Genomic DNA, 10,168 nt, shown 5'->3' on the forward strand with positions numbered 1-10,168 from the left:
TGCCCTGGGCATCGGTCACCCGGTACACCGTCTGGGCCTCGACGGCCATCGCTGCCAGCGCCACGGCCACGCCCGGCACCAGCCAGGCCCTTCTCGAGATCTCCTTCACGCGTCGCTTCACTTCACCCTCCTGACGGACAGCCAATAAAAAACCCCGCCGAGGCGGGGTTTCGAGCCAATTCACCTCGCAGGTGATATTAGCAGCTGTACTTAGCAGCTATAGTACATGTCGAACTCGATGGGGTGGGTGGCCATGCGCATGCGCGTGACTTCTTCCATCTTGAGCTCGATGTAGGCGTCGATCATGTCGTCGGTGAACACGCCACCTTCGGTCAGGAACGCGCGGTCGGCGTCGAGGGCTTCCAGCGCCTGGTCGAGGCTCGAGGCCACGGTGGGTACGGACTTGCCCTCTTCCGGCGGCAGGTCATACAGGTTCTTGTCCATGGCATCGCCAGGATGAATCTTGTTCTTGATACCGTCGATACCGGCCATCAGCATCGCCGCGAACGCCAGGTACGGGTTGGCGGTCGGGTCGGGGAAGCGGGTTTCCACGCGCTTGCCTTTCGGGCTCGCAGTGTAGGGAATACGGATCGACGCGGAGCGGTTACGCGCGCTGTAGGCGAGCATGACCGGTGCTTCGAAGCCCGGCACCAGACGCTTGTAGGAGTTGGTGGAGGCGTTGGTGAAGGCGTTCAAGGCGCGCGCGTGCTTGATTACGCCGCCGATGTAGTAGAGCGCCATTTCGGACAGGCCCGCGTACTCGTCGCCGGCGAACTGGTTCTCGCCATCCTTCCAGAACGACTGGTGCACGTGCATGCCGGAACCGTTATCGCCGACCAGGGGCTTGGGCATGAAGGTCGCGGTCTTGCCGTAGGCATGGGCCACGTTGTGGATCACGTACTTCATTTCCTGGACTTCGTCGGCCTTCTTCACCAGGGTGTTGAACTTGACGCCGATCTCGTTCTGGCCGGCGTTCGCCACTTCGTGGTGATGCACCTCGACGGTCTGGCCGATCGCCTCGAGGGTGTTGCACATCGCGCCGCGAATGTCGTGGAAGCTGTCGACCGGCGGTACCGGGAAGTAGCCGCCCTTGACGCGCGGACGGTGACCGAGGTTGCCGCCTTCCGGGGTGGAGTCGGTCGCCCAGGCGCCCTCTTCGGAGCTGATCTTGAACATGGAGCCCTGGATATCGGTCTTCCAGTGCACTTCGTCGAAGATGAAGAACTCGGGTTCCGGACCGAAGAAGGCAGTGTCGCCAAGGCCAGTGGACTCGAGGTAGGCTTCGGCACGCTTGGCGATGGAGCGCGGGTCGCGATCGTAGCCCTGCATGGTGGCCGGCTCGATGATGTCGCAACGCAGGATGAGGGTGGCATCTTCGGTGAAGGGGTCGAGGAAGGCGGTGCCGTCTTCCGGACGCAGGATCATGTCGGATTCGTTGATGCCTTTCCAGCCTTCGATGGAGGAACCATCGAACATCTGGCCGTTCTCGAAGAACTCTTCGTTCACGTCCCGTGCCGGTACGGTGACGTGCTGCTCTTTACCGCGCGTGTCGGTGAAACGCAGGTCTACCCACTTGACTTCATGTTCTTCGATTAGCGCGAGCGTCTTGGCTGACATACTGTTCTCCGTCTCCGGTATGAGCGTGGCTTAAAGCGTGTACTGTAAGCGATCGATTAAACGTAATTGTTGAACAAGACCGTCGATGCGCAGCGAGCGCCTTTGTTGTTCTCTCCGGGCTGTTCTCTCAAGCGGCGCGGGAGGTTGCCAACGGCCCGCCCCGGGTCACGCGATGAGTTCGAACCGGCTGTCGTTGTAGCACGCCACCAGGCGTTTGCCTACGGCACCGGCCGCTGCCATATACTAAGCATGTAGCGTGCCAACTTTGCACCAATATGGCATGACCCGGTCACAACACCTTGTTTTGAAAATCAATTTATCGTCGACAATACGCACCTGAATAAAATACACGGTGCGTGAACAGGCCTCGATGGCCTGAAACCCTCCCGCCAAGCACCAATGTAGTGCAAAAAACGCATTAGCGAACCAAAGAGGTGCACTTGATGCGTTCTCATCCTCTTGGACGCACCTTAATGGCCAGTGTCTCGCCTCACGATCACGCGGCGACGTTCAGACCTTGAGACGCTTGCCGAACAGCATGGCCCCGAGCGTGGAGGTGTTGGCGACCTTGTTCAGCAGCACCGAGCCCGTCGCCCCTACCGCCACCAGCAGCGCGGCATAGAGCACCAGCGGCAGCGTATCGACACCGACCACGGCATCGACGATGGCGAAGAACATCGGATGCGCCAGGTAGATACCGAAGGAGTAGCGGTTGATGGTGCGCACCCACACCGGCGCCCGGCGCCCTTTCAGGTAGCGCAGCGCGCACAGCGTCGCCAGCACGAAAAACGGAATGACCCAGACCTCCTTCGACGAGAAGGCGAGCCCTCCCGCAAAGGTGGCCAGCACGACCAGCGCCAAGAACAGCGCCAGCCAGAGCGGCGAGGAGAGCGTCTTCATCCACCCCGGTGAGAGCGACCAGGGCGCCTCGGGCGAGACCGGGTAGTCGCGCACCAGCACCAGCGCGAGCAAGAACAGATAGATCCACCCCAGCGGCGCCACCCAGAGCAGGTAGCCGGGCGGCGTCACCTCCAGCCAGTAGGCGAGCCCCCAGTAGCTCATGCTGACCACGCAGCTCACCCAGAGCCACGGCACCGGGTCGAAGCGCCACAGCCGCCAGCGGGTGAAGAGCCAATAGGCCACGTAGAACTGCATGGCGATGATCAGGAAATAACCGTGCCAGCCCGCATAGACGAAGTACTCCCGCGCATTGGCCCAGAAGCTCACCGGCTCGCCGCTCGCCTCCAGGCGCACCCACTGGGCGGTGGAGTAGATGAAACCGTAGACGAGGTAGGGCAGCATCACGTACTTCACCCGCTGCCCCAGAAAACCCGGCGGCACCTGGCGGCCGTAGCGCAGGGCGAACACGAAGACCGAGATGAACAGAAAGACCGGCGTTCCCAGCACCAGCGGGATACGCGCAAGGTCGGTGGCCAGGTTGTCCAGGCGCTGGTTGAGGTGGTCCAGCCAATGGAACAGGAACACCGCCACGCAGCCATAGGCGCGCAGCCAATAAATCTCCTCTACCTTCTGCATCGGGCCTCCTGCCCGAGAACGGGCTGCTATGCTGACTGTCGCAGCCTGCATCTCGTACCGTTATCCATCATCCCAACGCCTGGAGGCCGCGTGCGCTTCTCACCCAACACGACCCGCCTGTTCACCAGGGCCCGCGCCCTGAGCCTTCTGATCGGCGCGCTGCTATCCTTTCAGGCCGTCGCCGGCGAGGTCAGCCATCACCAATTCCACTCGCCGACGCTCGGCCACGACTACCCCTACACGCTCTACCTGCCCGACGGCTACCGCGTGGACGCCACCTACCCGGTGGTGTACCTGCTCCACGGCTCCTTCGGCAACGAGCACGACTGGACGAGCCGTGGTCGTCTGGCCCAGACCGCCGACCGGCTGATCAAGGCCGGGCACATTCCGCCAGCGGTGTTCGTCATGCCGGGCAGCCGCAGCTGGTGGGTGGACGGCTACAACGAGCCCGCCCGCCGCGCCTTCTTCGACGACCTGATGCCGCACATCGAAACCACCTACGCCGTGGGCACCACCCGCGAGCAGCGCGCCGTGGGTGGGCTCTCCGCCGGCGGCTTCGGCGCGCTCAACTTCGCTCTGGAGCGCCCGGAGCTGTTCGCCGCCGTGGCCGCGCTGAGCCCGGCAAGCTACGTGCCCGTGCCGCCGTCCAACTCCTCCGCCCACCGCCACCCGGCGTTTCTCGACGCCGAGGGCCAATTCGACCGCGCGCTGTGGGAGCGGCTCAACTACCCGGCTTACCTGGAAGCATACCGCCTGGCCGTGACCCCGCGGGCCGATGACCGGCCCGGCGACACGCCGCCGGTGCCCGCCTACATCAGTGCCGGGCGGCGCGACGTGTACGATGCGGAATACCACGCCCGCCTTCTGCGCCAGGCGCTGGAGCGCATCCAGCCCGGCCAGGTGCGGCTCGATCTTTACCCCGGCGGGCACACCTGGCGCGTCTGGCGGGCGAGCCTGCCGGCGGCGCTCACCTTCCTGTTCCAGCACGTCGATGGTGACGCACGGGCGTTGACAGCACCGTGAGCGGCTAAATTGGCCGAATGGCGAAGCTACAACCTACACTAAGAACACCCCTCTCTCGACAAAAGGATATTGAGGATGCATCAACACATCGAATGGGACGACCCAGGCCGCGCCAGCGTGTCCGAGTACTTCAAGAACGACCCCAACCATACCGAACCCTACCCCGGCGCCATCCTCTCCGCCCGCTACCAGCACCGCATCGTCCGCGTGAAGGTACAGACCTACCGCGAGGACGAAGGCGTGAGCATCGGCACCGTCGCCGCCATCCTCGACGAGCACGGCCACCGCTACAAGAGCCACGACAAGCTCAACGTCGACGACATCGTCCGCCTGCCCGACGACAAGCGCGCCATGGAGCGCTGGGACGAGGATGCGGACGAGAAAGCGCGCTGAACGCCTCACGACGCGCCGCTGCCCTGCCAGCTCCCAAGCACGCGGATGGGGAGTTCGCGTCTTCCCATCCGCCACGAATCACTGACACGCCCTCTTCGTTTATCACGACGCCCCGCCATAGCACGTAGCGCGGCGTAAGCGACAGCGCACCCGCGAAGCACCGCACAGCGGTGCCCATGCACGATACCGGCTGAACGCAAGGCGGGCTCGCCGCCCTGACACCTCACCTGCCAAAGCAGGGTACGCCAGACGACTATTGACCTCTTGCTTCACCCTGAAACAATAAGGCTGGCATTAAAGCACGCCAACCCGGCCCGACGATTTGCCCTACGTTTGAAGACGATCCACGACGCTGCCAAAATGACCCAGTCTGCCCTCGGCATGGCTGCCGACCCCTTCGCCTGACGCGTTGATGAGGGTTAGCGCGGGTGCCTCCCGCGCGGCAGGCACCCATTGCCTACTTGCAACATTCATTCGTCTCGAGAGCTCTTAGCTGCCTGCTCGGCAGCGAAACCAGAACAGAACCGATCTGCAGGAGTCGATACTTTCTGAGCTGCTTGCTCGGCAGCGAACCTCATGCACTCATAGCAGACCGGGTAGGTGCATTTCTAAGCTGCCTGCTCGGCAGCGAACAAGACGTTGATTTTTGGATGCCGGACGATGGCTTTCTGAGCTGCCTGCTCGGCAGCGAACGCATAGACATAATAGAGCCTTATTAATTAATTTTTCTGAGCTGCCTGCTCGGCAGCGAACCTCCGTTTGCGTCATGTGTGGTTACTGGCTCATTTCTGAGCTGCCTGCTCGGCAGCGAACCTTTTAGCGGTATGTCGCCGCCCTTATCGCCTTTTCTGAGCTGCCTGCTCGGCAGCGAACAGCCGCTGATCCGGCCGCCCAGGTGCGCACCTTTTCTGAGCTGCCTGCTCGGCAGCGAACTAGAGCCTTTCAATAATAACCCTCTGATTGTTAAAGAACAGTGGGTAAGAAAAGCGGTATCACCCTTTTTTGGGCAATACCGCTAAGTCATTGATTATGTTTCAGTGATTTCCTCGTGGAAAAAAAGGGTCAAAACCAGGGCACCGTGGCCTTGGGGCTCAGGCCGTAGTGGTTGAAGACGCCGACCACGGCTTCAGCCTGGGGCTCGCCGTGGTGGATAAAGAGGCAGAAGCGCTCTTTCGTCGAGCGACTGCCCAGTTGGGCGAACGGTAGCGTGATTCGCCTTTCGTGGGTGGGGGCATAGAGTTTTTGCGCTTCGGCTTCGGGCACATCGTGGCGGCGGGCGTAACGCCGTACCCGGCTCGGGCTTCCGGTATTGAACTGCTTGCGCGCCACGTTGATCTGCTGTGTGTTGCCGGGCACGGCCATGACATCACTGACGGTGACGTGATCGCGCATGCCGGTCAGCCAGCTCAAGGCCATCAGCTCGTCCAGGCGGGCGCGGGTGCCATGCAGGCGCAGATGCTCGCCCAGGCTGCGTGCCTTCACGCCCACCTTGTGCTGCGGAAAGCTCACGCCGATGTCGCTGGCCTGCAGGTCAAACAGTGCCCGGTGCAGCTTGCTGTAGAGCGCGCCCATCAGTTTGGGCGGCTCGAAGTCCGGGTCCGGCCTTAGCCGGAGATCAATATAGTGATCCATGGCTCACCCCGCATCGCCGAAGACGCCGCCGCGAATCAGGGTGGCCATCACGAAGTGCTGATTCTCGGCGGTCGGCGCCTGGTCTTTCAACAGCCAGTTATCCAGCAGGTTGTAGAAATCCACCTTCTGCTTGGGCTGGCGGTAGGCCGTGCCCTGGGTGGTGACCGAGCCGTAGGGCTCGACGGCGATCGGGCCGAGATCGCTGCCGTCTTCCGGTGCGGGGTACCAGGTGTCGATGGTGCGCAGGGCGTTGCCGAGTTTTTGCGAGTGAATGGCGGCCTGCTTGTCATCGCCGATGCTGTAGAGCGTCTTGCTCTTGTCGCCGCGCGAGCGATCCAAAATCAGCTCCTGGGAGGGGAACACTTCCTGCCCGGCGCCGATGCGAGCGAAGGCGATCACGTCCAGCAGCAGATACTGCTCCCCCGCCAGCGCTTGGGCGATAACCGCGCCCAACTCTTTCGTTTGCGCGTTTCCGGTGAAGTCGCGCGTGGACTGGGCGAGCGCATCGAACGTCCAGCTCTTTTCCGGCTGCCCCGCTTTCATCTGGCTGACGACGACCTCGACCGTTTCGGCGCCGATGCGGTTGCGCCACAGAAAACGCCCGTTGGCGAGGTTGCAGGCGTAGCGGTGGGCCAGCTCATCGAACCCGTGCTCGCTGACGTAGCCCTCGACCGTCTGCTTGAGCTTTTTCTGGTACTCGGCGTTGTTACAGGCCGAGGGCGTACCGGCACCGGCCAGCACGCGTAGCGTGAAGCGCACGGCGAGCGTATCGGCATCATGAGGCAGCGCGGCCACGTCGACGGTCTGCAGGTTAGGGTTCTCGATGGCGGCATCGAGCTTGAGCGGGTCCTGGTCCTTGGCTTTCAGGCGGTTGGAGATGGTGCCGCGCACCGATTTTTCGCGCACAGGGACGGGTGCCCATTGCGCTGCCTCTTTGCGCGCCTCCCAGTTACCGGCGGTGAACAGCGCATCGGACGGGTCGAGCTTGCGCTCGAAAGCGAGTACGGAGGCGGTTTTGAGCGTATCGTTCTTGGCCATGTAGTTTCCCCTTTGATTAATCTTGTTGCGTTTTGGCGTAGTCGTTTTGAAGGCGATAAATCCCGCGATCCAGGTCGTTTTCCACGAACCACATCAGGTCGTCGGGTTTCTTGAAGCGGTGCGGGCTGACCCATTCGCCGAGCGAGTAGAGGCTTTCCACGAACTGGAACGGCACCTCGGGATCGCGGGCGTTGGCGACCTCGCCGGGCGGATAGAGCTCCGAGATGGCGCCATAGCCCACGGGAATCGGCACCAGCCAGCCAGGGTATGGGCGGCGAACCCCCCACTGAACGCGCTGTTTCACCGCTCCAGTCTGCTCATCTTCTACCTGCTCGACGCGGCATTCGTGATTGAGCCGGGAAAGATCGAGCCAGGCATCCAGCGTCGTGGCGTTCTCGTCCTGCGCCCTGAGCGTGGAAGTATGCTCGGCGAGCAGGTCGTCGCGCAGCACCAGCGCAAAGCCGGGCAGCAGGCGACGCTTGAGGCGCTGCCACTGCTTCGCGCGCTCCTCTTCCTTGACATCGAAGCTGATCAGCTCGGGGCGGTGGCGCCGATGCGTGTCAAGCGAAGGCATGACGCTGCCGCCGGCGATCCGCATGCCCTGCACCTGCTCGAAAAGGCGCTGGGCGATCTCGCGACGGCGCTCGGGGCTGCCCAGCGCCTCGCCTTCGGACTCGACGCCGATCAGCAGGCTGACCTCAAGGTGCGTGCGCCCCTCCTCGACGATGGCGGCGGTATTGCCGCTTTTATCGACCGGGTTTCGGGTCAGGTGGAACGCCTTGATGAAGCCGCCTTCGATGACCTGAGGCTCGATGTGGTGACACACCACGCCGATCTCGTTGAACACCAGCTTGATATCGTCGGGCAGGTTGCGCTCCAGCACCTGCTGCACGCAGACGAAGGCGCTCATGGCGGGAAAGCCCCAGGTCATCGGGCTGGAAATGGCGTTGGCATTCTGGATGCGCAGCCGGGGCAACAACAGGAGATGATCGATCATGTGGGCTCTCCTGAATGGTTATCATCATCGTCGCGCAGAGCGTCCTGCATGGCGTCGAGCTGTCGACGGAAGTTTTCGAGCACCCGCTCGATCCTCACGACCCAATAGTCGTGCTCTGGATCCGCCAAGCCGATCTTCAAGCGCTTGGCCAGCGTATTCTTGAGCCAGCCGGCAAAGCGCTGGGAGATCTCTTCATGCCAGTCAGAACGCTGCCGCGCCGTGGCGAAGTCGGCATCCAGCTCACTGCGGCCGGGGTCGAGCCAGTAGCGCTCCGCGGTCACCAGTCGGCATTCGCTGTCTGACGACCACCCCGGGGCCAAGCGGTGAAGCTCGAAGGTAAACATCAAAAGCTCATCGGCCAGCATGGCAGTCAGGTCGTCATGCAGATCATGATGCTGATAGGTTTTTCGCGGCGCCCTGCCTGACTGAGCGCGGCGCTCATCCTCCTTCATGTTCTGCTTTACCCAGTTGACCAGATCGTTGACCAACTGGCGCACCGGCGCGCGGCGCCCGAAGCGTGGCAGCACCGACTCGGTACGAAGCGGTGGCGTGACATCGCGGGAGATCCAGTGCGGCGGCAAGGAGGCGAGCAGGTAATTCTGACCACCGCGCTCGCTGTTGAGCTGGGAAATATTCTGCGGCTTGGTGCCGCCGAGTTTCTGCACGGCGAGGTTGAGATAGTCGCTGTACTCACCGTCAAAAACGGCATCGTCACGACGCGCCTTGCGCCCCGCTTTGGCGTGCTCGCCAAAACGCGCGTCGCTGAGTCGGGCGTGGAACGGGTGAATCAGGGCGGTGGCATAAAGCGGCGCCAGCAGGTGGTAGTGGCTGTTGTCCGCCGGTTCATCGCCGGTGAGCCAATACACTTGCTTGCCGCGCGCGTGGGAGCCAGGCGTGCCTTTCGGCTCGACGATCTGCGCAAAGGCATGGACCCACGCCTGCGCCTGATCGCGATCCTTGCTCAGCGCCTCGATCAAGGCCTCGTCACCGTCGAGCGAAAGCTCCAGCAGCGAGCGCCCCTGCCACTGAAGCTTCAGGAACTTGTAGACATCGAGCGCGGCGGCGTTGCCGACCACATCGCCCTGAAAGTCAGCCGGCAGGCAGTGGCTGCCCACCAGGCCGGGTCGATCAAGCTGCCCCGGCTCGACGTAAAGGTTGGTGCCCTTGGCATCCGGGTGAACGCCCTTGAGCGAGTGGGTGACGACCTGAAGCTGACTGACCCGCCGCGCAGCATCGGCCAGCCACGTTGGCGGGTCGAACTGCTCCTGCAGCTTGAGGTAGGCGGGATCGTCTTCCGCCAGCTTTTCGGTTTTGGTGGCAAAGCGGTTGTGGATAAATTCATGAATCAGAGCCCTGAGTGATAGCGGCTGATGCGGTGGTTCGGTCATAGCGCTCCTCTTTATGTCCTGTTGTGTTACTTCCCATCATCTTCTTCTCACAAACCCCAACGCCGGATGAAAATGCCAGCCGTAGGGGGCGTGGTCGGTCTTGAGTCGGATGTGGCCGAAGCGGCGGGCACAGCGGGCCAAGCTCATCTCCATCGCGTCGGCTTGCTCGACCAGTGCGGCGATGTAGTCGGGTTCGTTCCAGGGCGTGATGCGCGGGTTGTCGAGCAGCGTCGGCGGTAGCCGATCGAGCTCGCGCTCCACCGCCACCAGCTGCTCGTCCCTGCCGTGGCCTTCCACGCGGTAGAACAGGTAATCCTCCTTGGCTTCATCCGGCATCAGCACGAACTCGCTCTCCGCTGCGTCATCTTTTCGAAACGGCGCATGCTGCTGGGCGACGGCGCCAAGCAAGAGCGTGGCCGGGCGGTAGAAAAGGTAAGCGCCCAGATCGCGTCTTTGTGGCTCGGCCCGGCGCCGGCGACGCCTCGGTTCGGCGGCCGGCTCGGCGCCTTCGACCATCAGCGACATCAGCCGGGCGTGTTCCAGG

General features: G+C 62.8%; 8 protein-coding genes, 1 pseudogene and 1 CRISPR repeat array. Of the genes and pseudogenes, 2 read left to right on the forward strand and 7 right to left on the reverse strand.

The genetic code is table 11. From position 1 onward, the window contains the following. Positions 1-210: 210 nt before the first annotated feature. Positions 211-1,617, reverse strand: a complete 1,407-nt coding sequence (gene glnA, locus BIS11_RS04345; RefSeq protein WP_227389054.1) for a glutamate--ammonia ligase — start codon at positions 1,615-1,617, stop codon at positions 211-213. 510 nt (positions 1,618-2,127) lie between these two features. After that, on the reverse strand, positions 2,128-3,153 hold the full coding sequence (locus BIS11_RS04350; RefSeq protein ID WP_253422688.1) for an acyltransferase: 1,026 nt from the start codon (positions 3,151-3,153) through the stop codon (positions 2,128-2,130). A 138-nt stretch (positions 3,154-3,291) separates the two neighbouring features. Between BIS11_RS04350 and BIS11_RS04355 the strand changes: the two genes are divergently transcribed. Both BIS11_RS04355 and BIS11_RS04360 read left to right on the forward strand, forming a co-directional pair. Continuing rightward, positions 3,292-4,176: an esterase family protein gene (locus BIS11_RS04355; protein ID WP_253422709.1), complete on the forward strand. Its 885-nt coding sequence runs from the start codon at positions 3,292-3,294 to the stop codon at positions 4,174-4,176. 75 nt (positions 4,177-4,251) lie between these two features. Beyond that, on the forward strand, positions 4,252-4,569 hold the full coding sequence (locus BIS11_RS04360) for a hypothetical protein (RefSeq protein WP_253422685.1): 318 nt from the start codon (positions 4,252-4,254) through the stop codon (positions 4,567-4,569). A 485-nt stretch (positions 4,570-5,054) separates the two neighbouring features. After that, a CRISPR array of direct repeats spans positions 5,055-5,502; the repeat unit is 28 nt; unit sequence TTTCTGAGCTGCCTGCTCGGCAGCGAAC. Positions 5,503-5,631: 129 nt separating this feature from the next. Here the strand turns inward: BIS11_RS04360 and cas6f are convergent. From cas6f to BIS11_RS04385, 5 genes and pseudogenes are all read right to left on the reverse strand, one after another. Continuing rightward, positions 5,632-6,201, reverse strand: coding sequence for a type I-F CRISPR-associated endoribonuclease Cas6/Csy4 (cas6f, locus tag BIS11_RS04365; RefSeq protein WP_253422682.1), 570 nt, complete (start codon positions 6,199-6,201; stop codon positions 5,632-5,634). A 3-nt stretch (positions 6,202-6,204) separates the two neighbouring features. After that, positions 6,205-7,239, reverse strand: coding sequence for a type I-F CRISPR-associated protein Csy3 (gene csy3, locus BIS11_RS04370; RefSeq protein WP_253422679.1), 1,035 nt, complete (start codon positions 7,237-7,239; stop codon positions 6,205-6,207). Positions 7,240-7,255: 16 nt separating this feature from the next. Beyond that, positions 7,256-8,236, reverse strand: coding sequence for a type I-F CRISPR-associated protein Csy2 (csy2, locus tag BIS11_RS04375; RefSeq protein ID WP_253585766.1), 981 nt, complete (start codon positions 8,234-8,236; stop codon positions 7,256-7,258). Continuing rightward, the gene (gene csy1 / locus BIS11_RS04380) at positions 8,233-9,624 is read right to left on the reverse strand and encodes a type I-F CRISPR-associated protein Csy1 (protein ID WP_253422673.1); all 1,392 of its coding nucleotides are present in this window, start codon (positions 9,622-9,624) and stop codon (positions 8,233-8,235) included. Before csy1 ends, csy2 begins: the two co-directional genes overlap by 4 nt. Before the next feature lie 36 nt (positions 9,625-9,660). After that, positions 9,661-10,168: pseudogene (locus BIS11_RS04385) on the reverse strand (type I-F CRISPR-associated helicase Cas3); the annotation flags it as partial.

Source organism: Halomonas sp. 707D4 (genome assembly GCF_024158685.1).
Taxonomy (GTDB): domain Bacteria; phylum Pseudomonadota; class Gammaproteobacteria; order Pseudomonadales; family Halomonadaceae; genus Vreelandella.